The sequence below is a fragment of the Bradyrhizobium ivorense genome (assembly GCF_900696085.1).
GTDB lineage: Bacteria > Pseudomonadota > Alphaproteobacteria > Rhizobiales > Xanthobacteraceae > Bradyrhizobium > Bradyrhizobium ivorense.
On record NZ_CAADFC020000016.1, the window covers coordinates 741,580 to 763,982 of the forward strand.

The following is a 22,403-nucleotide window of genomic DNA, read 5'->3' on the forward strand; positions in this document are numbered from 1 at the left end:
TCGGCACGCCTCCTCCTTGGAGGACGCCAGACAGGCCGATTGAGCGGCTGAGATGCTCTACTTGGTTCCGTCGGGCTTCACTTTAGAGTCAGCCGAAAGGAGAACGCTCGATCTATTCCAAGCTCGGGCTAGATCGAATTGAATCCACTCCGGACTCACGTGAATGTCGAGCGAATCAAGCCGTCCAGGCCCCAAGTTCTGATAGCCGTGCGGAATGTTTGCGGGACCGAACACGACGTCACCGGCTTCGGCATCAATAGTCTTGTCGCCGACGGTGAATCGAGCTCGGCCTTCGATGATCATGAATATCTCGTCATACGGGTGAACGTGCAAGGTCGGCCCCTCGCCCACCACGTCAGTAACGTAACGGATAAGCGTAATGTTGGTCTGCAGGCTCTTTCCTTCAAGCAGACCGCGTAGTTTCTGCCCGGGATGTTGCCATTCACAAGCGGGCACTTTTGCGGGTTCTGTTTTCGATCGAATTGGCATGGCTGACACTCCCTTGGATAGTGATGTTCTTGACGCTCGGCATCCGCGATCAGAGCTGGCGGTCGCGCATCTCGTCGAATTCCACGCGGCAGGCCTCGCTGAATTCGCGCAAGAGGTCAATGGATCCGCACTTTGCCATGTCACGCAGTTCGCCGAAGCTTCTGTCCGGCTCCAGATAGGTATCCATGATCGTCTTGGCGATGTGCTCGGCACTGTGCACGACCGGCCTGGAGGACAGCACCCTCATCCTGTTGAGCTTTGCATACAGGGCAACCAGGCCCGGGGTCCCTTCGCTGACATCATGATGTTGAAGCGCATCGATGTGGCATCGCGAGGCTTCCTCGATGAAATCCCTGTAGAGAACCTGCCGCCGGCTCTTCTCATAAAGAAGCCATTGCGCGCGGACCTGGCGGCGGTGGTTCAACCAATTGGCGATCCCGCTCGTCAGACCGCCGATCGTTGCGCCGGTAAGCGCGGCGAACGCGGAAATAATGGAAGCGTCCATCGGTTTCAGCGCTGCATTTGCAAATTCATCATCTCGCCGTGTGCCATCATGTTCTCATTCAAGTTGGCCATGATCACGAGCGAGCCTGCGAGGACCAGGAATACGATGAGCACGCCAAATGCGAGCGCCAGCACATTGTGGGTGCTGTCCGGCCCCGTCGTGATGTGAAGAAAGAAGACCAGGTGCACGCCCATCTGGGCAATGGCAAGGACCGCAAGCCCGGCCGGCACGCCGGGCGCCCAGATCGCCGAGGTATTTGCCACCCAGAACGACGTGGCCGTCAGGATCGCTGCCAGCAGCAAGCCGATCGTGTATACGAGCAAGCCGGAAGATACGCTTCGCTCCGAGGCCGGAATCGCCGGCCTGTCTCCCGGTGCAACATCCCAACGCGTGTCGGTCATGGCAGGACTCCCATCAAGTAGACAATCGTGAATATCAGGACCCAGATGATGTCGAGCGCGTGCCAGAACAGGGAGAAGCAGTGCAAGCGGCGCACCACGATGTCTTGGAATCCCCTCAGCGACAGCTGAACCATCATGAGAACCAGCCAGACCAGTCCGACTACAACGTGCAGTCCGTGGCAGCCGACCAACGTGAAGAAAGCTGAAAGAAAGGCGCTGCGTTGAGGGGACGCCCCCACCGCAATCATGTCCTGGAATTCGCGGAGCTCGAGATTGAGAAATGCCGCACCCAGCAGGAATGTCACCACGGCGCCGAAGACGGTGCCGAGCTGATGGCGCGAATTGATGGCGAGCGACATCAGTCCGCAGCTGTAGCTGGAGAGCAGGAGAAACGCAGTCTCCATTCCGGCGTTGCGCAGATCGAACAGCTGGGCGCCGGTCGGACCGCCCGCACTCGCCTTTGCGAGTACGGCATAGCTCGCAAACAGCGCCGAGAACATCACGATGTCGCTGAGCAGGAAGATCCAGAACCCAAAGCCAGCAATGATTCGCTTGGGCGCGGGACCCGCCTCGCTGACATCAAGCAGCTCAGCTTGGTGGACAGATTCTACCTCAACCAGGACGTTCATAGCGCTATCTCCACCGAATGCGTCCGATCGAACCGGCCAAGCTGCTCTGCCGGAATCTCGATTTCGTCTTCTGCGCGGAACAAGAAGCCGAGCCACGTCGCGGCGGCGCCGAGAAGTCCGAGGCCGGCCATCCACCAGATGTGCCAGATCAGGGCGAAGCCGATGATCACCGCGAAGAACGCGGTCGCGAAACCGGCCGGACTGCTTTTCGGCATTTCGATTGGCTCATACCTACGCTGCCTCCCTGGCAATTCCTGCTTCGCGAGCATGCGCTGCTTCTTTGCCCAGAACGCATCAATGTCATCGACGCGAGGCAACACCGCAAAATTCCAGGCCGGCGGCGGTGAGGCGGTCGCCCATTCCAGAGTGCGGCCGTTCCACGGATCGCCCGTCGTATCGCGCAGTTGCTCACGGTGACGAATGGACACCACGAGCTGGACGACCTGACAGATGATGCCGACCATGACGATGACCGCGCCGGCTTCGGCAACCAACAGCCACGGCTGCCAGGCGAGCACATCATAATGCTGCAGGCGGCGGGTCATGCCCATCAGGCCGGTCACGTAGAGCGGCATGAAAGCGAGGTGAAAGCCGATAAACCAGCACCAGAACGCGGCGAGGCCCCAGCGCTCATCGAGCTTGAAGCCGAATGCCTTGGGAAACCAGTAATTGTAGCCGGCGATGGCGCCGAACAGGACACCCGGCACGATGACGTGATGGAAATGCGCGACCAGGAAGACACTGTTGTGCACCTGCCAATCGACCGCCGGCAACGCCAGCAGGACTCCGGTCAGGCCTCCGAAGACGAACGTCACCATGAAGCCGATCGTCCAGAGCACCGGAACGGTAAACCGGACGCGACCGCCGTACATCGTGAACAGCCAATTGAAGACTTTGACGCCCGTCGGCACTCCGATAATCATGCTGGTGATGCCAAAGAAGGCGTTCACGCCGGCGCTCGCGCCCATGGTGAAGAAGTGGTGCAGCCACACCGTGTAGGAGAGCACGCAGATCGCCAGGGTCGCGCCGACCATCGACCGGTAGCCAAACAGCGTCTTTTCGGAGAACGTCGCGCTCACTTCCGAATAGATGCCGAAGGCCGGCAGGACCAGGATGTAGACTTCGGGGTGACCCCAGACCCAGAACAGGTTCACGTACATCATCGCGTTGCCGCCGGCGTCCAGCGTAAAGAAATGAAAGCCGAGGTAACGGTCGAGCAGCAGCATTGCGAACAGCGCGGTGAGCACCGGAAATGCCGCTACGATCAGCAGATTCGAGGCAAGCGCAGTCCAGCAGAAGACCGGCATGCGCATGTAGCTCATGCCCGGGGCCCGCATTTTCAGGATCGTGGTGACGAAGTTGACGCCGCTCAACAAGGTCCCGATGCCGGAGATTTGCAGGGACCATAGATAGTAGTCGACGCCGACGCCCGGCGAGAACTGCAGCTCGCTGAGCGGCGGATAGGCGACCCAGCCGGTCTTTGCGAACTCACCGACAAAGAGCGAGACGTTGATCAGCAGGATTCCCGTCGCCGTCAACCAAAGGCTCGCGGAATTCATCGTGGGAAACGCCACGTCACGGACACCGAGCTGCAAAGGCACTGCAAAATTCATCAGCCCGATCACGAACGGCATCGCCACGAAGAAGATCATGATGGTGCCGTGCGCCGAGAAGATCTGGTCGAAATGCTCGGGCGGCAGATATCCCTGCGCGCCGCCGGCGGCGACCGCCTGCTGCGTGCGCATCATAATTCCGTCCGCGAAACCGCGCACAAGCATGAGCAGCGCAAGCACGATATACATCACACCGATGCGCTTGTGATCGACCGACGTGATCCATTCCCGCCAGAGATACGGCAAGTACCCCTTGATGGTAACCCATGCCAGGGTCGACAGGATGGCAACGCCGACGCTCGCCACTGTGCCCATGATGATCGGCTCATGAAAAGGAATGGCGCTCCAGTCAAGTTTACCCAACAGGTTCATCGTTCTGCCCTCATGGATTTGGGATAAGCGATACAGAGACCGGCAGCCGGCTGCATCGCGGCACTCATGGCGTTGGCAAACAGGCCGTCCACAACCGACCGATAAGTAAAGGGCGCAACCGCCCTGCTCGGCCGGACCAAATCGGAATAGGTCCGTGCGTCGAGCACGGGGCCGGCGCTGCGCGCTACAGCGGCCCATTGCGCAAAGCTGTCGGGCGCCACCGCGTCGACCTTGAAGACCATGTCGGAGAAACCCGCGCCGCTGTAATTCGCCGACATCCCGCGATATGTGCCCGGATAGTCAGCCAGCAGGTTCAGCCGCGTCACCATTCCGGCCATGGTGTAAATCTGGCCGGCGAGCTGCGGCACGAAGAAACTATTCATGACGCCCGAGGACGTCAGTTCGAAGCTGACCGGCGTGCCGACCGGGATCGTCAGCTGATTGACGCTCGCGACGCCCTGCTCCGGATAGATGAACAGCCACTTCCAGTCGAGCGAAACGACTTGAATCTTGAGAGGCTTGCCGGAGGAGGCGATCGGCTTGGGCGGATCGAGATCGTAGGCACCGATCCAAGCCACGGTGCCGACAAGCAGGACGGTCATTAGCGGGATTGACCAGACCAGTATTTCGATGCGGCCGGAATCGATGAAATCCGGCCGATAGCGCGCCCGCTCGTTCGATGCACGGAACCAGAAAGCAACGCCTAGCGTCGCAATGGCCACCGGGATCACGATCGCCAGCATGATGCCGGTCGCGTTGAATAGGATTTGCCGCTCGGCAAGGGCGATCGGCCCCTTGGGATCGAGTACGCCGTCGCAGCCACCAAGCGTCGCGGCCGCCAGCAGGAGCAGGGTAAGCGAACCGTATCGCATATCAGGCCTCCCGAACCTTGAAGGTATGAACACTGCGCACGGCGCCCGGCTGTCGCGCGGCAGGCGTCGACGCGCTTGGCCGGTCATCACGCGACAACTGCTTCGGCGCGAACGCACCGCCGTTGTGATCGACCAGAAGAGTTGCAAACAGCAGGAACAGATAAGCGATGGAGAAGACAAACAACCTGTGAGCTGCGCGACGATCCGCGGCGGCACTCCTGTTCAGCTGAAATGCGAGCAGGAGGAAAGCCCCGCCTGACGTGGCGACGATCCCGCCATAGGTCGCGCCTGCAAAGCCAAGCCCTAGGGGGAGCTCCGAAGCGAGAACAAGCAAGCCGCTGTAGATCAGGATCTGCCGCGTTGTTGCAGTCCGTCCTGAAACAACCGGCAACATGGGAACGCCGGCACGCGCATAATCATCGGTGCGATTGAGTGCGAGCGCCCAAAAATGAGGCGGCGTCCAGAGGAAGATGATGAGGAAAAGCGCAAGCGGCTCAAGTCCGATTTGCCCGGTCGCAGCCGCCCATCCGATCACGGGCGGAAGCGCACCGGCCGCACCGCCGATGACGATGTTCTGCCGCGTTGTTCGCTTCAGCCACGCTGTATACACGACGGCATAGAAGAAGATGGTGCCGGCCAGCAGCGTGGCTGCCGCCAGGTTCGTCGCCAACGCGAGGGCCGCAACTGCGATGATGCCAAGGACGAGCCCGAAGACGAGCGCCTCAGCCTTCGAGATCTTGCCGCGGGGGATTGGCCGCATCGCGGTGCGCGCCATGACCGCGTCGATGTCGGCGTCGTACCACATATTCAGTGCGCCGGCGGCCCCGGCGCCGGCTGCGATAGCCAGGATTGCGATGACGCCAGGAAATGGTTCGGGGCGCATCGGTGCAACCATCAATCCGACGAACGCGGTGAACAGCGAGAGCGCCATGACGCGCGGCTTGGCCAAACTTATGAAACATGGCAGTCGCTCAGCCCAGCCAGACCACGAAGTCAGCCGGAAACGCGACAACGGAATCGCGGACGTATTCATGGTGGTCGATCCCTCAAGCGAGAGAGTTGTCGATGGACTTCACGGTTTTGCCGTCGCAAGGATTTTGTGCCGCCTCGTTATTCTGCTACGACGCGCGGGGCGTCTGCACGCCTGGTGCGCAGCTCGAGGAGACCGAGCAGGATCTCGTCCCGGTCGGCTTCGAGCTCCTCGATAGTGCGCGATCCGACTTCGGCATGGACGCCGTCGATGAGCTTCTTCTGGAGCTCGGGCGTCAGCGTCGGCGATCCCAAGACCTTCCACCAGGCCGTGAGAGGTCCGGTGAACTGCTGCAACATATGCTCGATGCCGCCGGAGCCGCCGCCGAGGTGGTTGAGCATCACGTTGCCCATGATGCCCCAGCGCAGACCAGGACCCCAGGAAAGCGCCGTATCGACATCGGCGACACTGACAACTCCCTCATCCACGAGATAGTAGACCTCTCGCGCGAGCGCGGCCTGGAGACGATTGGCGACGTGGCCAGGAACCTCCTTGTTGAGCCGCACAGTCTGCTTCCCGATCGAGGTGTAGAACTCCGTCGCGCGCCGGATCGTCGCTTCCGAGGTTTTTGCGCCCCCGACGATCTCGACCAACGGAATCAGATGCGGCGGATTGAACGGATGACCGATGACGCAGCGTTCAGGATGCAGGCGACAATCGGACTGGATCTCGCTCATGGTGAGGCCTGACGAGCTCGACGCGATGATCACGTCGGCCGGCAGCAATTCATCCAGCTCGCGATACAGCTTCTTCTTGAAATCGATGCGCTCGGGCCCGTTTTCCTGGACGAGGTCCGCACCCGCCACGGCGGTCGCCAGGTCAGCGGTGAAGGCGAGACGCGACTGCGATGCGCCGGGCGCGAGGCCCAATCGTTCGAGCGCCGGCCAGGCAGCCTTCACGAAGCGTCGCAGCGCCGCCTCGGCATCCGGCGCGACATCGGTCGCAACGACGTCCAGTCCCTTGGCGAGGAATTGCGCGGCCCAGCTCGCGCCGATCACGCCGGTGCCGATGATTGCGATCTTGTGAATTGGCTTGTTGGACATATCACACTTCCTTTCAGAGCATGTCGACGTATGCGACGCCGGTGAGATTTCCCTGGGCGGCAAGCAGCATCCGCTTCTCCGTCCCATCGAGCTTCGCCGCATAGAGCGAGCCGGCGAAATCGGTGACGAACATGCGGTTGCCCGGAACATCGAGCGCGATGCCGATACCTTCCATCAGGTCCGAGACCACGATCTGCGGTGCGTTTTGCGCGGGCTTCGCGTCGACGGGCGCGCGGTTCACCGTGTTGCCCCGCGGAGGATTGCCGCGGTCGGTCCAGTAAAGAACGCGATGCTCGAGATCGAGCTCGAGATCGATCGGCTCGGGAAGGCCGTTGAAGAAGACCTCGACGTCGCTCCGATCAACTGCCGTCTCGCCCTTCGGGATATCGATCCCGGCGCGCAAGATGCGCCCGACTTCGGCGTTGTCACCGCCTTTTTGCGTCCAGTAGATCTGTCCGCGGGCCGGATCGACAGTGATTCCAACGCACCATCTGGTCTGATCGCGCCGGTCATTTTCGCCCTCCCCCGTCTGGACCAGCGTCTCGATCTGCGAACCATCGAGATTCGAACGCATGACTCGCATCCCTTCGCGGTCGGACCAGTAGAGCTTGCCGTTCGCCTTATCGAGATGGAGCTGCTTTGGCGTGAACGTGCCACCGGGCGAAACGATGAACCTGCGATTGCTTCCGTCGATATCGGCGCGTTCGATGGAGCCGTCGTTCAGCGCGGGGACGCCCATATTGGTCCAGTAGACGTGACCGGCTACCACATCGACGACGATGCCGTCGGGATGGGGACAGTCGGCGGCGATCACTTGGGGATGCGAACCGTCCGGATCCATCGACAGGACGCGGCCGCCGCTCAAGTCGAGGAGGAACAATCGGCCGAAGCGAGTTGTGGTCGACACGGTTTTTGTTTGCATGGCATGGAGTACGGTCATGGACTGTCCTTTGGGTCGCTTCTGCACTAGGCTATTCGGCCGCGCGCGGCTTCGGCAGGTTGGTGGAGAAATTGGCGGCCGCTTCTCGCGGAACGCCGTGAAGGCTTCCTTGGGTGCTTCCTTTCGAGCGCCTCTGCACGGCTAGGCCGTCCGTTCCCTTGCTTTCGGAACGGCATCGCTTTCGCGCAGGTTTTCGATACTCTTGGGGTCGAAGCCGAGCTCGCCGAGAATCTCCTCGGTGTGCTCACCGAGACCGGGCGCACGCCGGGCCGGAACCTTATCGACGCCATGGATCTTGATAGGGCTCGATACGGTTGAGGTTAGCTTGCCGCCGGCACCATTGAGCGGGACGATGATCTCGTTCTCCAGGAGCTGCGGATCGTTGATCACCTCCTGAGGTCCGCGGACTTCGCCAAAGGTGACGTTCAGGCCGGCGAAGACCGAATGCCAATGCGACATGGGGTGAGTGCCGAACAGCTCGTCGAAGATGGCCGTGAGCGGCGCCATATTCGCCATGATCTGCGCCGGGCTTGAAAAGCGCTGATCGGTCAGCAGGTCCGCCCGGCCGATCGCCTTGACGACGGTCACGAACTTGTCGGGCGTGACGATGAGAACGAACCAAATCCCGTCGGAGGAACGATAGACGTTCATCGCCGCGTTGGCGGGATGCGTGCGATCGTGCAGTGGGGGAAACTTGGCGCCGGAAAGCGCCGCCTGGATCGAAACGCTCGCCGACCACACACCCTGGGCGAGCAGCGACGTTGTAACATACGAGCCTTTGCCGGTGCGTTCGCGCCGGTAGAGGGCAGTAACGATCCCCGAGTAGAGACCGACCGCCGTCGCGTTGTCGCCGCTGCCGCCCACCGGCCAGGTCGGCGGTGCGCCGGCATCGCGGGTCAACGACAGCAGGCCGCTGCGCGCCCAGTACGCTGTTACGTCGAAGCCAGGCAGGTCGGCATCAGGCCCGTTCTCGCCGAAACCGGTGAGATCGGCGTAGATCAGGCGCGGATTCCACCCTGCTACGTCCGCATATTCGAGCTTGAGCTGCTTGCGCGCGTGGTGCGGCGTATTGACGATGAACACGTCGGCCCAATTGACGAGTTCGAAGAGAACCTGCTGCGCGCTCTGTGACTTCAGATTGAGCGCGATGCTGCGCTTGTTGCGATTGGCGAGATGCCACTGATAGGGGTCCTCCGACATCGGCTGGATCGGGGTCTGATTGCCGCGCCGCCACGTGTCGCCGTACGGCGGCTCGACCTTGATGACATCGGCGCCGAAGTCGGAGAGGATCACGGCCGCGCCCGGTGCGGCGACGAAGCTCGAGAAGTCGACGACCTTCAAGCCTGAAAAGATGTTGTCGTTTGCCATTGGTGGCTCCTGAGTTCGATTGGGTTTGCTGGTGCAATATCAGCGGCCTTGGAATTCCGGCGCGCGTTTCTCGAGGAAGGCGGTGGTGCCTTCCCGCTTGTCTTCCGTCGAGGCACAGATGCCGAAATACGAGGCTTCCAGCGCGAGACCTTCGCTCTGGCTGGTGTTGAGACCCTTGTTGGCCGCATCCAGCGAATACTTCACCGCGATCGGCGCGTTGGCCGCGATTTGCTTCAGAACGGCCTCTGCGCGTGCAATCAGGTTCGCGGCGGGGACGACTTCGTTGACCAAGCCGATGCGGTACGCCTCCTGCGCCGAGATGGTCTCGCCGGTGAGAATGAGCTGCAGCGCACGGCCCTTGCCGACCAAACGCGGCAGGCGCTGGGTGCCGCCGCCACCGGGCAGCAGACCAAGCTTGACCTCGGGCTGGCCGAATTTGGCGTGTTCGGCGGCAATGCGGATGGTGCAGGCCATGGCCGTTTCGCATCCGCCGCCCAGCGCAAAGCCGTTGATCGCCGCGATCACCGGCTTGCCGAGGTTTTCAATCAGGTTGAGCACCTCGTGGCCGAAGCGGCTGAACTCTTCCGCCTCGTAGGCGTCGACGCGGGCAAGTTCGCTGATGTCGGCGCCGGCAACGAAAGCCTTGTCACCGGCGCCGGTCAGGATCACGCCGCGCACGGAGCTGTCGGCCTTGGCGTCCTCGAACGCGCACCGCAAGTCCGCCCAGGTCGTCGCGTCCAGGGCGTTGAGCACCTTGGGGCGATTGAGCGTGACATAGGCAATGCCATTTCTCTTTTCATAGAGCACGTTCGCTAGAGCGATAGTCATGGGGGACATGGTCATCTCCTGTCAGGGCGCAGACTGCGATTCTGCGCCCGCTGGCTGGTGATCAGACGAAGGCGCTGAGTCCGGTGATCGCCTTGCCGACGATCAGGGTCTGCATCTGGTAGGTGCCTTCGTAGGAGTAGATGGCCTCGGTGTCGGCAAAGAAGCGCGCCACGTTGTAGTCGACCAGGATCCCGTTGCCGCCCATCAGCTCGCGGGCCCACGCTACGGTCTCGCGCGCCTTGGACGTGCAGTACGCCTTGACGACCGCGGCCTGCGCGTCCGTCAGCTTGCCTTCGGTTTCCAGCTGCCCCGCGCGGACCAGCATGCCTTGACACGCAACGATGTTGCCCAGCATCTTCGCGAGAAGCTCCTGAACGAGCTGGAACGAGCCGATCGGCTTGCCGAACTGCAGGCGCTCCTGGGCGTATTTGAGGGCGTTTTCGTAGGCGCCCATCTGCGCGCCGGTGATTTCCCACCCGCTGCCATTCCGGGTGCCACGCAGCACCAGCGCGGCGTCCCGGAACGTTCCTTTGCCGCCCTGCAGACGATTCGCATCGGGCACGTGGCAGTCGGTCATCGTGATCTGGCCGTTCTGCACGACCTTCAGGGCGATCTTGTTCTGCATCTTCTCGACGCTGAACCCGGGCGTCGTCTTGTTCTCGACGATGAAACCCTTGACCTGGTTGTCTTCCACGTCACGCGCCCAGATGATCGAGACGTCGCACCACGGCGCGTTGCCGATCCAGCGCTTCTGGCCGTTGAGGATCCAGCTGTCGCCGTCACGCGTGGCGGTGGTCAGGAGACCCGCACCGGTGCCCGACCCCACCAACGGCTCGGTCAACCCGAAGCAGCCGACCTTTTCCATGCGCGCCATCGGCGGCAGCCACTTCTGCTTCTGCTCCTCCGTGCCCGCAAGGTAGATGGACATCATCGCGAGGCCGGTGTGGACGCCGTGGAAGGTACAGAACGAAACATCGGTCCGTGCGATCTCCATCGCGACCAGGCCGAACAGCAACGGGCTTCCGCCTGGACAGCCGTAACCATTGAGGCCGAGACCGGCGATGTTCAGCTCCTTGTACGACGGCAGCAATTCGAACGGGAACGCGTCCTCGACCCAGTATTTGTTGATGATGGGCTGGACCTTCGTCTCCATGTAGGTCCGTACCTTCTTGACGAGCGCCCGCTCCTCGTCGGAGAGCAATTCGGCGAATTGAAAGAAGTCGCTATTCGGCGGCGGAAGCTGTTTCGAAGGCTTCGGTGCGGCAGCGGTGGCCATGTCGGTCTCCATTCGTTGCGGGGCCTGCGACTGCGGCAGGCGTCTCATAACGCATTGAAGATAAGTAAAGCGACCAGCCAAAGGATTTGCGCGGCTTGCTCTCGTTTTGTCATTTGTTGCGGGCGATCTGCAGCCAACGCAAAGGCGGGGTGACCGGCACGTCATCTCAGGAACGTCTGATTACGCTGAAGGGGGTATGACAATGCCGAACGCATGACGCGATCGAGTCGGCCCGGCCGGACGCATTCGACGTACTCAGATCAGGTCGAGGCCGCAACGCAAGAGCGCGCCTCAGTGACGCCCTGCTGATCCAAATACCTGACGAAACTGACCGGGTGCCTGACCCGTTGCTTGCCTGAATGCGCGCGTGAAACTGGCTTGGTCGGAAAAGCTGAGCGCCAGTGCAATATCGACCAACGATCGATCGCCTTGCATCAACAAGGCTTTCGCGCGGTCAAGGCGCCTGGCGCTAACGTAGCGATGGGGAGTTTGTCCAACGGCTTGCCTGAAGGCGCGAGCAAAGTGGTATCGGCTCAGGCAGGCGGCCGACGCCATGAGATCAAGGTTGAGATCGCCTTCCAGGTTCGCTTCGATAAATTCCAGCACACGCTGAAGCCTGCGTCGATCGAGCGCGCCTCTCGGAAGAGATACAAAGGGCCGGCTGGTCGGCGCCATGGTGTATTTCTGCATCAACCTCGCTGCCAGACAGATGCGAGGCCTTCAATCAGCAGATTGCCGGCGGAGGTTTGGCTCTGCAGCTCCGATGCGATTGCACATCCGATCTCGGCCAGAAGCGGATCCTCGAACGCACTTTCATAGCTCAGCGAGCCGACCACGGACGTATCGACACTGATATCGCAATTGCTCAGCGAGAAGTGGCTGAGTGGAAGATAGATATGCAAGACACCGCTCATATCTTCGGCGATATCAACCGACCCATCCTGCAAACCAGGAGGAGAGAGCCACACGATACCTCGTCTTACGACGATCCGACTTTCGATGCCTGGAGCCCGCCGCGCAATGAACGAATTATTGCCGCGGACATCGATGCACATTCGGATTTCGGATTGTGGGGTCCTCCACGGGACCACTGCCTTGCTGACACTGCACAATTGGGCCGACAGGCCCGACCAGCCTCGATCCGTGGACGTCGATAGCAGGTTCACTGGGCCATGCTTGCCCCAAAAATCGTAGTACGGCCACGGCGCATTGCGACCCTCAGCCGTCGGTTGCTCCTGCCGAACTTCCATGACGCGCTCCTGCAGAGTGGGCCTCAACTGTTGCTCGCCGGAAGATTGGGGCAATGAGCCTCTGCTTCACCAGACGGCGGAAGTGAAAGGAACCGAATTCAAAGGCGGCCAGGACTCTTCGCAACTCGCAGATAAGGCTACCTGATACTTACTCTTGCCCAAGCGGCGTCGTCGCCGTTCTCACGCCGCCCGTGCGGCTCATAGCTTCGGCCGACCTGACAGGTCTTGCCGGCTCCGGCGAGGTCGCAAGCGCGCTGCTCACGAAGCGGCTCTGCACCGGTTTGCGCGTCGGCTCGACCTCCGCTGCATCGGAGCTGCCCGCCTCAGCAACCATATCGGTGGTGACGAGATTGGTCATTCGCAACTCATCCCGAGACAGTTCATGCAGATCTTCCCACGGTGGCACGTTCAGCGACAGCGATAGCAGATCGCCCGCGCCGCCCATATCGAAGGTGTATTTGGCGAGGCGCCCGATATCGCGTTCCACGGTCACCAGATCATCTGCGCTGTACGTTGCGGCCTTGGCGTCATTGGCGCGGTCGCCGAGCCAGATCTGATGCACCCGGACATGAGCAGTCTCGGGTACGTAACGCGTCTTGCCCGACAGCAGCAGGAACACGCACATCGATTCGCAGTAGGCGACGGGCAGCATATTGGCAGGAGCATCCCGGGCGGTGTGGGTCTGGACGCTGATACCGACGGTGGTCAGTGCCCCAAGCTCGCGGAAACGCCGTCCAAGCGCGATCGCAGCGTGGACCGAACCGCCACTGGAATCCAGCACGATGGTCGCGCCGCCGAGCTGGCGCCCACGGGCGAATTCATCAAAATCCTTCGGACTGTCGGCAGTCACGATACCGGTCGCGCTGACCCAGCCCCGGCAATTCGGCTGGCAATCGACCCAAGTGAACTTCATCGGCAGTTTCCGTTCTTCGAGGACGACGCGGGCTTGCACCGAACCGCTCAGCACGGCCATCAATGCGATACAAAGGCCGGCGCCTATGAGCAGCATCCATCCTCGGAGTTCTGCCCAACGAGCGCGGTAAGAGGCCCGATCGACGCGCTCCGACGGTTTGCCCCTTGAGATTGTCGCAAGGTTGATCAAGAGGGAAACGGCAAGCAGGTACACTGGTATCGCGAACATGATTGCGTAACCTCGCCCCTATCGGATGCGGTCGGCCGGACCGCGGCGTTGAACGTAGACCGGCGACAGCTGATGGTACCCGGCCGACGGCATGACTTCAGAACCGGCGCTTTGCCTCGGTTGATACCTGGCCCGCCATTTTGGGCCAGGGCCGCGCATGTAATGCAGTTCGGGCCGGTAGCTGTCGCGTACGTCCATGATCAGGTTTTGAAAGACGCTGACGAAGTTGCTTGCTGACTCAACCGTCTTGCGAGCAAAAACTGACAATGCACTTGCATCCATGCTTCTCATCGCCGAGCTCCTCAGTCGTCTTGCCTCACCGCAATCGAACATGACGGGGGGACCGGCCGAATTCTTTGCATCGCATGCTGTGATATTGTCATTTCTTGCTGGCCAAAGATGGCCAATACACCCGCGGCATCACGCCAGCATCGAGAGAGCCTGCCCGATATCAGCCGGCGACGATCCGTGACGCCGCGATCCAAACTCGTGGCGATACCGGCCGGGCGCCTGACCTGTGGCCTGCCTGAATGCCCGCGTGAAACTGGCTTGGTCAGAAAAGCTGAGAGCCAGCGCAATATCCACCAACGATCGATCACCCCGCATCAACAGGGCTTTCGCGCGGTCAAGGCGCCTGGCGCTCACATAACGATGTGGGGGCTGTCCTATGGCTTGCTTGAAGGCACGGGCAAAGTGGTATCGGCTCAGGCAGGCAATGGATGCCATGAGATCAAGGTTGAGATCGCCTTCCAGGTTCGCCTCAATGTAATCCAGCACACGCTGGAGTCGGCGCCGATCAAGCCCTTGACTTGTATGACGAGGAAAGGCTTGAGCGGATGATGCGGTGACATACTTTTGAATCAGCCTCGCCGCGAGGCTGGATGCGAGCGATCCTACCAGTAGACCGCCGGTGGAGGTTTCACTCCGTAGCTCCGATGCGATCGCAAATCCGATCTCGGCCAGAAGCGGATCTTCAAGTGCCCTTTCGTAGCTGAGTGTGCTGACTGCAACCAGATCGACATTGATGTCGAAATTGCTCGGCGAGAAGTGGCGCACCGGAAGATATATATGTAGGATCCCCGTCAAATCTTCGGCGATATCAACCGCACCTTCCTGCAGGCCGGGAGGAGAGAGCCACACCGTACCTCGCCTTGCGATTATCCGGCTTTCGACGCCTGGGGCCCGCCGCGTGACCAGCGAATCATTGCCGCGGGTATCGACACAAATCCTGATATCGGATTGTGGCGTCCTCCATGGGATCACCCCTTTGCGAACGACGCCACACAGTTGGGCCGACAGGCCGGACCAACCTCGATCCGCTGAGGATGACTGAATCCCCTCGAAGCCGTAATGCTTCAATCCATAGGGAGTCGCAGCGGCCGGCTGATCATGTTGGATGTCCAAGACACTCTCCTGCAGAGTTGGCTCCAATGCTGTGCAATCCGATATCCGGAAACCGTTGTCGCGAGATAAGCGATGTCTCTTGTCTTGACGGTGATGACGGCCATTTCCCGCCGTTTCGCCCATTACCCGACTGCTCAAGCGGCGAGGTCGGACAAGCCCGTGTCTGGATGCTTGACGTTTTCGTTCTGGGCTTCGATGGCCTTGACCGAGTTTTCAAACGCCTCCTCCAAAACGCGGCGGCCGATGGTCCCGAGCACGAAACCGAGCAGCCGCCCCATCAGGTTCTTGCCGTCACGTACGACAACCACGTCGATGTCGGTGGTGCCGTCGGGTTGACGTCTGAAGGTGTAGGTGTGGCCCCAGGGCGCCACCCCACACGTTGGAGTCACGTCGTCAGAACGACTCGATTGGGATCGGACCAGTCATAATGCAGCGCTCCCAGATCCCGCCCGAGCCTCGTGACATCGGCCTGCAAGCCGCCCCGGTGATGCACCTTGAGGTACGCGTCGGCGCTGTTGCCAAACAGCTTCGAGCGACCAGGCCCGAAATCGGTGAGCGCGGCGAGGTACTGCTCGGGCGTCGCGGTAGTCGTCCGATGGAGGTGGATGGTGGACATGTGCAGTTTCCTTCCATTCCGCTTGACGACTGCGTGCTGTTTCCAGCCGAACTTCAGTTCGTGGCCGCCTTCGCCTTGCGAACAAGTAAACTATCGTCGTTCCGGCTGATCTCGATTGCGTCAGCTTGTTGCGGTGTTGAGAGAACCGCGCGCTGGCCGGGCGTAAGGACCGATACGACGCGGATCGGCGTTCCTGTCTCGCCTTGCGCCAGAGTGGCGATCACGCGAAATCCATCGCGCTCGGCGGTGTAGTAAGCGAGCCCCGACGTCCCGCCGAGGTCAATGCTCTTGCCCTCAATCGGACGCAGGCCTTCTGCCCGGGCGGCAGTCAGAGAGGCGAGACTGAACGCAACGACAACAAGTATGTTGCGGATTGACATAGCGATTTCTCCCAATGGTTGACTATCGAGCGCAGCTACGTTGCTGGTTACGACAACGGTTCGCCGCCCTGATGAATCCAGGTTCCGTTAATGACGATTGGTGCGTTGTCGAGCTGCCTATTGGCGGAATCGCCCGACGGGAAGACGCTCTCGTAGTTCGCGCGGGCTTCTCGTATCAGGCGGAGCCGTTCGCGCTCGGCCTTCGGGATAAATTGGATAACTTCACCCATTTTCGCCTCCAGTTCGTAACGCCGTTTTCCGGCAGGTCATGACTGGGAGGTGGGGCGTAAGGCCAGGGTCAACAGGCGGGCAAATCGGGAGTCATCCTTCCAGATTTTGGAAGTCAGACCAAGTGCTGATCATCTCGGTCAGCCGAAGTGGCGCGCACGAGCATTTCGGAAGGGGATTACGTGCTGACGCGGTGCGTTTTTGTCGCCTAGCACGCCGCATCGTCTCAACAGCGGAGATCGGAGCGGCGGCCTACCCCGCGAAGGCTCGCTTAAGCCGCGGTGCCGCAAAGTCCAGGAAAGCCCGTACCTTGATCGGTAGAAACCGGTTGGCCGTATACACCAGATTGACCGGCATTGGGGGCGGCTGAAATTCATCCAGCACGGTTGTCAATGCCCCTTCTTCCGGACCAGCGTCGATTTGGTAAGCAAAGGCGATGGAAATTCCGATACCAGCCCGGGCTGCGGTACAAGCCGCTTCAGCGCTGCCGACGATGAACCGCGTATGCACCGGCGCCGCTATAGTCTCGTTGCCTCTGACGAACGTCCAGACATCGGGTGGCGAGAAGCCAGGATAACTGATGCAATCATGCTTGACTAAATCTTCCGGCGTGCGCGGCGTTCCACGGGCCGCCAGATAGGCGGGGCTGGCGCACACGACTCGGCGCGTCGTGCCGAGCCGCAACGCGACCAGGCTCGAATCCGGCAACTCGCCGATGCGCACCGCGACGTCGATTTGCTCCTGCGCCAAGCTCAGCTTTTGATCGGTGGGGATCATTCTGATTTTGATATCTGGATAGGTCTTGAGGAAGCCCGCGATGATCGGCATGAGGATGACGCGCCCAAGGCCCAATGGGGTGGTCACACTCAGTTCGCCTGTCGGGGCGGTATACTCACCGGACGCGATACGCTCCGCTTCGTTCACATCGGTCAGAATGCGCTTGCAGGCCGCAAGGTAGGAAGTACCTGCATCCGTTAGCACCAACTGCCGGCTCGATCGATTGAAGAGCTTCGTTCGCAGGTGAGACTCGAGCTCGGATACATTGCGGCTGACTGTCGTAAGCGGCGTGTTCAATCGCCGCGCCGCCGCGGACAGGCTGCCCTGCTCGACGACGGTCAGAAAGGTCGACATCGCTTCCAGGCGATCCATCGAAGCCCCTTCCATATTTTGGAAGCGTACTTTCCGATTCTGCCACATCCCCCCTTACTTCGGAAGACGACATCGGCATAGCCGAGCAGGCCTATCGCGCGACCTTCCGCCGCTCGGAAGGACCCCTTCCACGTGCGCCCCTTTCCAAGGCAGGCCTGTCAATTGATCTCCTTAGAGGACGGCAAGAGAACGCCCGTCCTCAAACACTGAGGAGAGTTCGATGACGAGACATCTGGAATCCTATCGGTACGAAATTCTTCACGGAGACGACGCGGACTTCGTCGCGTACCAGCGCAAGTCGGGTGATGGCTGGCAGACGATCTCCACGTGGATGATTCCGGACCCGACGGATCAGTAAGTGCTTCCGACTTTGGCTGGAGCTTGCGAGTTGCGACGCCCCCGACTGCGCTCGAAGCAAGAAACGACAAGACGACAGCAGGCAATGCAAAGCCGGTGCGCCGCCATTGCACTACCGTCGCGTCATGGAGGGCAATGGGCGCCACCACGTGCCAGCGCCCTCGCTCAGTCGCTGTGGGTCCGCCTGTCATGCCTCTACGCGAGTACTTTGTCTGGGTCGGAAGTACCCTGTTCGTGGTGCTGCTTGCCGCCGACTGGTGGCTTCCGGCTCCCGCTGCGCCTTTGCCTTCTGCGATTGCCCTCAGTGAGAAGGTGCATCTTCGGATCCGTTCGGACCACAAATGGCCGGAACGGATCGTGTTCGATACCGCACATTCGGAAATGTCGGCCCCGGCTGAGTTAGAGGCCAGGCAGGACGCCATCCCGAACCAGAAGCTCGCGCAGACTAATCAGCGCAATCGATTCGACGCGCTCGCGGCGATCAACGGGAATCAAGACACGCCGACAGCAACAAATGACAAAGCGTCCGCAATCCGAGCAAAGCCGCGACCGCTCGGAGCTCGTATGACCAGCACAGTCGAGTTCGATTGATCAGGAGCTCACATGAAAGACGTTTTCTGCCTTGCCGTGCTCGCTGCCAAGGTGCTGTGCCTCATGGTGTTCGTAACGGTCGTGAAGCCCGATGGCAGCATTGGTGCTATCCGGACCTCGACTGAAACCGTCCACTGCAGGGTAGAGCGCCCGGGGTCGCGGGAATGCAACTTGAAGATATTCGCAGCGGCCTCACAAGCAGACGCAAGGCCGTAAATCTCGAGCAATCCCCTCTTCTGAAACCATCGTTTTCCGACAGCGCAAATCGCCATGGCTCAAGCTCCTTCTTTTCGGGACCGACATGCCGCCCCCATCTTTGCACTGAAGACATTTGCAGCAGCAATGCTGGCGTTCTACTTCGCGCTGCTGCTGGACATGCCGCGCCCCTATTGGGCGATGACGAGCGTGTATGTTACCTCCAACGTCCTGACCGGAGCGACCTCCTCGAAAGCGGTCTATCGCATCCTGGGAACGCTGATCGGCGCGGCAGGTGCGATCGCTCTGGTTCCGAACCTCGTGGATGCGCCCGAACTGCTCAGCCTCGCAATCGCAGTGTGGGTCGGCGCATTCCTGTATATCGCGCTGCTCGACGGCACCCCGCGCGGCTACGTATTCATGTTAGCGGGCTACACCATTGCAATTGTCGGACTTCCGGTTCTCTCGACACCCGAATTGACGTTTGACGTCGCGGTCTCGCGCGTGCAGGAAATCACGCTGGGAATCATCTGCGCGAGCGTGTTTTCGATGCTCGTGCTGCCTCGGAGCGTCGCTTCTGCCGTCGCGGGTCAGGCGGATGCCTGGCTTGCAAATGCAAGCCTGCTTTGCGCAAACGTCCTGATCGGCGGCAGCCACGATCCAAAGCGCGAAGACGAACGCATGCGCCTTGCCGCTGCTGCGTCCGCAATCGACGAGCTCTGCAACCATCTCGATTATGACGCTGCCACGTCCGCATCGATCGTGCGCGGCCTGCAGCGTCTGCGCCGGCACATGTTGGCACTGCTCCCGATGTTTTCCTCGATCGAGGACCGCATGGTGGCGCTCGACTCCGGGGGCGGAATGCCGGTCAATCTCGCGATGATCTGCGCAAGGATTGCGAACTGGCTGACAGATGGCAGTCAGGGTCGCGCGGAAGCGGATCTGATACGTACCGCACTAGCCGAGGTGCGGCCAGCGCTATACCCGGATGCCGACTGGACCGGGATCATGGCAGCGAGCCTCGTCAATCAGCTCCGCAACCTCATCGACATCATGCAGGATTGCCGCGCGCTGCGCCTGGCGATCGCCGAAGGCCGGGATCCTGAACAGCTCACGCTCGCCTTCACGCTCGATGTATCGGGGCACGCCGCCGCGCATCGTGATCGCGGGATTGCGCTCTGGTCTGCCGCGGCGACGACGCTCTCCTTGCTGGCATGCTTTGCATTCTGGATCGGCACCGGCTGGGCCGACGGCACGACGGCAGCTCTGTTTTCGGCCATCCTCGGCACATTGCTCGCCAGCGCGGACGAACCCCTCCCGGTATTTCGCAATCTCTACAAAGCGGTCATCGTCGTCGTTGCGCTGAATGGAATCTACATATTTGGCATCTTACCACGAGTGACTACCATCGAGATGCTGATGGCCGCGCTGATGCCGATGTTCCTGCTGTTTGGATGGATGGCCGCGCGTCCCGCGACAGCCGCTATTGGCGCCCTCCTTGCCAACTTTATCGCTGTGCAGCTGACGCTGCAGCCGTTTTACACGGCGGATTTCGCTTCGTTCGCGAATTCTAGCGTCGCGCTGATGCTGGGCGTTGGGCTCACGGGCGTCATATCGGGTATTGTTCGTTTCTTCGGGACCGACTGGATCGCGAGAAGGCTGCTTCGCAGCAACCGCGAGACCTTGGCCGCGGTTGCCGTACGCAAGTCATGGCAGGACCGCGTCGCAGTGGCGAGCCTGATGCAGCATCGTCTCGCACTGCTTGCTCAGCGCATTGCCGCGGTTCCCGCAGAAGCGAAAAGCGATGCCGCCAATCTTCGCTTGCTGCGGACGGCGCTGAACATCATCGATGTCAGGCAGGCAAGCCTCGACCTGTCGCTGCCCGCAAGAAGCGCGATCGAAATGCTGCTCGCGCGTCTTGCCGCGATATTCGCGACCCCAGGTGCCGGTCAACTCCCGGACGACGTGCTCGGACAGCTCGATAGCACGATTCCGTTCACGTTGCGGGAGCCGGCGAGTGAGACGCGCAACCAGGCAGTCATCGCCCTCGCCGGAATTCGCTCCGGTCTTTTCCCGGAGGCTCCGGCCTACCAGCCGTTGTCGCCAGAGCCACGTGAGATAGCCGCATGAGATACGAGCTTGATCTGTTCGGTGTCCTCGTTCCGAGCCTGGTGCTGTGGAGCGTGATTGCCTTTGTGCTTGCACGCATCGTCAGCAAGCTGATCGCGCGGGCGGGCTTGTATCGCCAGATCTGGCACCCTGCGCTGTTCGATTTCACGCTCTACGTCTGCCTTGTCGCCGGCCTGACCTTTGCTTCCACGGAGTTCTTTTCGTGACAGCCTCTGTTTCGCTCCCGAAAGCCTTATGGCGCGGATTCACGATGAAGTGCCCGAACTGCGGTCAAGGCCATCTGTTCGGTCGCTTCCTGAAGGTCATCGACAGCTGCAAGGCTTGTGGCGAGGACTACACGCCGCAACGCGCCGACGACCTTCCGGCCTATCTCGTGATCGCTATCGTTGGCCACCTTGTCGTGCCGGCACTTCTTGCCGTCGAGATGGCCTATTCGCCTCCCGCCTGGCTCCAATTGCTGATCTGGATGCCTGTGACCGGGCTCGCGGCTCTCTTTTTGTTGCAGCCCGTGAAGGGGACAATCGTCGGCCTGCAATGGCAGACCGGCATGCACGGCTTCGAAGCCGCCAGACGCCACCGGGATGGAGAAGCCCGCGATGGTGACGCGCGCCTGCCGAACTTCATCTCCAAGGAGTTGGTGCCATGAAAGCTGCCTCGAATGCGTTACGCCGCCTCGCGCCGACCGCGCTCACGTTACTGCTCGCGCTGTGGGCCGGCTACAAACTTTGGGACTACTATTTTGATGCGCCCTGGACACGTGATGGTCACGTGCGAGCCGACGTGGTGCCCGTGGCGCCCGATGTTTCCGGCTTCGTGAGCGAGGTGCTCGTCCGGGACAACCAGCAAGTTCAACGCGGCGACGTACTGTTCCGGATTGATCAGGCACGGTACGCCATCGCGCTGGAGCAGGCCGAGGCGGTGCTCGAGGCGAAACGGGCGATCCTCGTCAATGCCGATGCGGACCTGAAGCGGTACAGCTCCCTAACCACGGACGTCGTTGTTTCCAGGCAGAGGATGGATCAGGTCGTCGCCACGCAAGCCACGGCAAAGGCGAATTATGATCAGGCGACGGCCGACCACGCTCTTGCGAGGCTCAATCTAGAGCGCAGCGAGGTGCGCGCCTCCGTCAGCGGCATTGTCACCAATAACGAGCTGCGACCGGGCGCCTACTTGACCCCGGGAAAGGGTGTGATGGCGCTGCTCGATACCGACACGCTGCACATCCAGGGCTATTTCGAGGAAACCAAGTTGCAGCGCATTCACGTCGGCGATCCAGTAGCCGTGCGGCTTATGGGAAGCAGCCATGTGCTGCAAGGCAAGGTGGAGAGCGTTGCAGCCGGTATCGAAGACCGCGATCGCAGCAACGGCACCACCCTCCTTGCCAATGTCAATCCGACCTTCAACTGGGTGCGGCTGGCCCAGCGCGTCCCAGTCCGGATCGCGCTCGACCGCGCCGACGAGCGCAACGAACTCGTTGCCGGAGCCACGGCAACCGTCGAAGTCCTTGAGCCGGCCTCGCAGGGCGACACCAGCAAAGCTCGCAACCGACAAGCCGCTTCACGGTAGCACGGACATGTCCCGAGCACTACAACATCA

The 22,403-nt window shown here is 61.0% G+C and carries 28 protein-coding genes; 6 read left to right on the top strand and 22 right to left on the bottom strand.

Going from position 1 to position 22,403, the window contains the following annotated elements; all coding sequences use genetic code 11:
- Positions 1-57: 57 nt before the first annotated feature.
- The 22 genes from CI41S_RS23400 to CI41S_RS23495 all read right to left on the bottom strand — a co-directional run bounded on the left by CI41S_RS23400 (position 58) and on the right by CI41S_RS23495 (position 17,534).
- Complete coding sequence (locus tag CI41S_RS23400) at positions 58-489, bottom strand: cupin domain-containing protein (protein ID WP_139861763.1); 432 nt, start codon at positions 487-489, stop codon at positions 58-60.
- 49 nt (positions 490-538) lie between these two features.
- Positions 539-994, bottom strand: a complete 456-nt coding sequence (locus CI41S_RS23405; protein ID WP_139861764.1) for a hypothetical protein — start codon at positions 992-994, stop codon at positions 539-541.
- A gap of 5 nt (positions 995-999) precedes the next feature.
- Positions 1,000-1,395 (bottom strand): cytochrome o ubiquinol oxidase subunit IV, encoded by a 396-nt coding sequence (gene cyoD, locus CI41S_RS23410; RefSeq protein WP_139861765.1) that lies wholly within the window; start codon positions 1,393-1,395, stop codon positions 1,000-1,002.
- On the bottom strand, positions 1,392-2,024 hold the full coding sequence (locus tag CI41S_RS23415) for a cytochrome c oxidase subunit 3 (RefSeq protein WP_139861766.1): 633 nt from the start codon (positions 2,022-2,024) through the stop codon (positions 1,392-1,394). Before CI41S_RS23415 ends, cyoD begins: the two co-directional genes overlap by 4 nt.
- Positions 2,021-4,003 carry a cytochrome o ubiquinol oxidase subunit I gene (gene cyoB / locus CI41S_RS23420; protein ID WP_139862141.1) on the bottom strand — a complete coding sequence of 661 codons (1,983 nt, stop codon included), beginning with the start codon at positions 4,001-4,003 and terminating at the stop codon, positions 2,021-2,023. Before cyoB ends, CI41S_RS23415 begins: the two co-directional genes overlap by 4 nt.
- Positions 4,004-4,005: 2 nt before the next feature.
- Entirely contained in the window at positions 4,006-4,968 is a 963-nt protein-coding gene (gene cyoA, locus CI41S_RS23425; protein ID WP_244626656.1) for a ubiquinol oxidase subunit II, read from the bottom strand.
- A complete protein-coding gene (locus tag CI41S_RS23430; RefSeq protein ID WP_139861767.1) occupies positions 4,883-5,914 on the bottom strand; it encodes a heme o synthase in 1,032 nt (343 codons plus the stop codon). Before CI41S_RS23430 ends, cyoA begins: the two co-directional genes overlap by 86 nt.
- Positions 5,915-5,991: 77 nt before the next feature.
- Positions 5,992-6,954 carry a 3-hydroxyacyl-CoA dehydrogenase NAD-binding domain-containing protein gene (locus CI41S_RS23435; RefSeq protein ID WP_139861768.1) on the bottom strand — a complete coding sequence of 321 codons (963 nt, stop codon included), beginning with the start codon at positions 6,952-6,954 and terminating at the stop codon, positions 5,992-5,994.
- Positions 6,955-6,967: 13 nt separating this feature from the next.
- Positions 6,968-7,894 carry a 3-hydroxyacyl-CoA dehydrogenase gene (locus tag CI41S_RS23440; protein ID WP_172628152.1) on the bottom strand — a complete coding sequence of 309 codons (927 nt, stop codon included), beginning with the start codon at positions 7,892-7,894 and terminating at the stop codon, positions 6,968-6,970.
- Between the two features lie 141 nt (positions 7,895-8,035).
- Positions 8,036-9,262 (bottom strand): CaiB/BaiF CoA transferase family protein, encoded by a 1,227-nt coding sequence (locus tag CI41S_RS23445; protein WP_139861769.1) that lies wholly within the window; start codon positions 9,260-9,262, stop codon positions 8,036-8,038.
- Positions 9,263-9,301: 39 nt separating this feature from the next.
- Entirely contained in the window at positions 9,302-10,099 is a 798-nt protein-coding gene (locus CI41S_RS23450; protein ID WP_139861770.1) for an enoyl-CoA hydratase-related protein, read from the bottom strand.
- 52 nt (positions 10,100-10,151) lie between these two features.
- Positions 10,152-11,366 (bottom strand): acyl-CoA dehydrogenase family protein, encoded by a 1,215-nt coding sequence (locus tag CI41S_RS23455; RefSeq protein WP_139861771.1) that lies wholly within the window; start codon positions 11,364-11,366, stop codon positions 10,152-10,154.
- 291 nt (positions 11,367-11,657) lie between these two features.
- On the bottom strand, positions 11,658-12,056 hold the full coding sequence (locus tag CI41S_RS44540) for a helix-turn-helix domain-containing protein (protein WP_244626657.1): 399 nt from the start codon (positions 12,054-12,056) through the stop codon (positions 11,658-11,660).
- A complete protein-coding gene (locus CI41S_RS44545) occupies positions 12,056-12,616 on the bottom strand; it encodes a hypothetical protein (protein WP_244626658.1) in 561 nt (186 codons plus the stop codon). Before CI41S_RS44545 ends, CI41S_RS44540 begins: the two co-directional genes overlap by 1 nt.
- Positions 12,617-12,764: 148 nt before the next feature.
- Positions 12,765-13,625, bottom strand: a complete 861-nt coding sequence (locus CI41S_RS23465; protein ID WP_430650037.1) for a COG3904 family protein — start codon at positions 13,623-13,625, stop codon at positions 12,765-12,767.
- Between the two features lie 150 nt (positions 13,626-13,775).
- Positions 13,776-14,048, bottom strand: a complete 273-nt coding sequence (locus CI41S_RS23470) for a hypothetical protein (protein ID WP_139861773.1) — start codon at positions 14,046-14,048, stop codon at positions 13,776-13,778.
- Positions 14,049-14,177: 129 nt separating this feature from the next.
- Positions 14,178-15,161, bottom strand: a complete 984-nt coding sequence (locus CI41S_RS23475; protein ID WP_244626659.1) for a helix-turn-helix domain-containing protein — start codon at positions 15,159-15,161, stop codon at positions 14,178-14,180.
- A gap of 134 nt (positions 15,162-15,295) precedes the next feature.
- Complete coding sequence (locus CI41S_RS44550; protein ID WP_244626660.1) at positions 15,296-15,532, bottom strand: hypothetical protein; 237 nt, start codon at positions 15,530-15,532, stop codon at positions 15,296-15,298.
- 14 nt (positions 15,533-15,546) lie between these two features.
- Positions 15,547-15,777, bottom strand: coding sequence for a hypothetical protein (locus CI41S_RS44555; protein ID WP_244626661.1), 231 nt, complete (start codon positions 15,775-15,777; stop codon positions 15,547-15,549).
- Positions 15,778-15,830: 53 nt separating this feature from the next.
- On the bottom strand, positions 15,831-16,157 hold the full coding sequence (locus tag CI41S_RS23485) for a hypothetical protein (RefSeq protein ID WP_139861774.1): 327 nt from the start codon (positions 16,155-16,157) through the stop codon (positions 15,831-15,833).
- Between the two features lie 47 nt (positions 16,158-16,204).
- Entirely contained in the window at positions 16,205-16,387 is a 183-nt protein-coding gene (locus tag CI41S_RS23490) for a hypothetical protein (protein ID WP_139861775.1), read from the bottom strand.
- Between the two features lie 250 nt (positions 16,388-16,637).
- Positions 16,638-17,534 carry a LysR family transcriptional regulator gene (locus CI41S_RS23495; RefSeq protein ID WP_139861776.1) on the bottom strand — a complete coding sequence of 299 codons (897 nt, stop codon included), beginning with the start codon at positions 17,532-17,534 and terminating at the stop codon, positions 16,638-16,640.
- 220 nt (positions 17,535-17,754) lie between these two features.
- On the opposite strand from CI41S_RS23495, the gene CI41S_RS43625 reads away from it, so the two are divergent.
- From CI41S_RS43625 to CI41S_RS23520, 6 genes are all read left to right on the top strand, one after another.
- Positions 17,755-17,892 (top strand): hypothetical protein, encoded by a 138-nt coding sequence (locus CI41S_RS43625; protein WP_172628153.1) that lies wholly within the window; start codon positions 17,755-17,757, stop codon positions 17,890-17,892.
- 233 nt (positions 17,893-18,125) lie between these two features.
- Entirely contained in the window at positions 18,126-18,482 is a 357-nt protein-coding gene (locus CI41S_RS23500; protein WP_139861777.1) for a hypothetical protein, read from the top strand.
- 270 nt (positions 18,483-18,752) lie between these two features.
- On the top strand, positions 18,753-20,807 hold the full coding sequence (locus CI41S_RS23505) for an FUSC family protein (protein ID WP_139861778.1): 2,055 nt from the start codon (positions 18,753-18,755) through the stop codon (positions 20,805-20,807).
- A complete protein-coding gene (locus CI41S_RS23510) occupies positions 20,804-21,013 on the top strand; it encodes a DUF1656 domain-containing protein (RefSeq protein WP_139861779.1) in 210 nt (69 codons plus the stop codon). The genes CI41S_RS23505 and CI41S_RS23510 overlap by 4 nt, the downstream gene beginning before the upstream one ends.
- A complete protein-coding gene (locus CI41S_RS23515) occupies positions 21,010-21,453 on the top strand; it encodes a DUF983 domain-containing protein (RefSeq protein ID WP_139861780.1) in 444 nt (147 codons plus the stop codon). The genes CI41S_RS23510 and CI41S_RS23515 overlap by 4 nt, the downstream gene beginning before the upstream one ends.
- On the top strand, positions 21,450-22,373 hold the full coding sequence (locus CI41S_RS23520; protein WP_139861781.1) for an efflux RND transporter periplasmic adaptor subunit: 924 nt from the start codon (positions 21,450-21,452) through the stop codon (positions 22,371-22,373). The genes CI41S_RS23515 and CI41S_RS23520 overlap by 4 nt, the downstream gene beginning before the upstream one ends.
- The last annotated feature ends 30 nt before the right edge of the window (positions 22,374-22,403 follow it).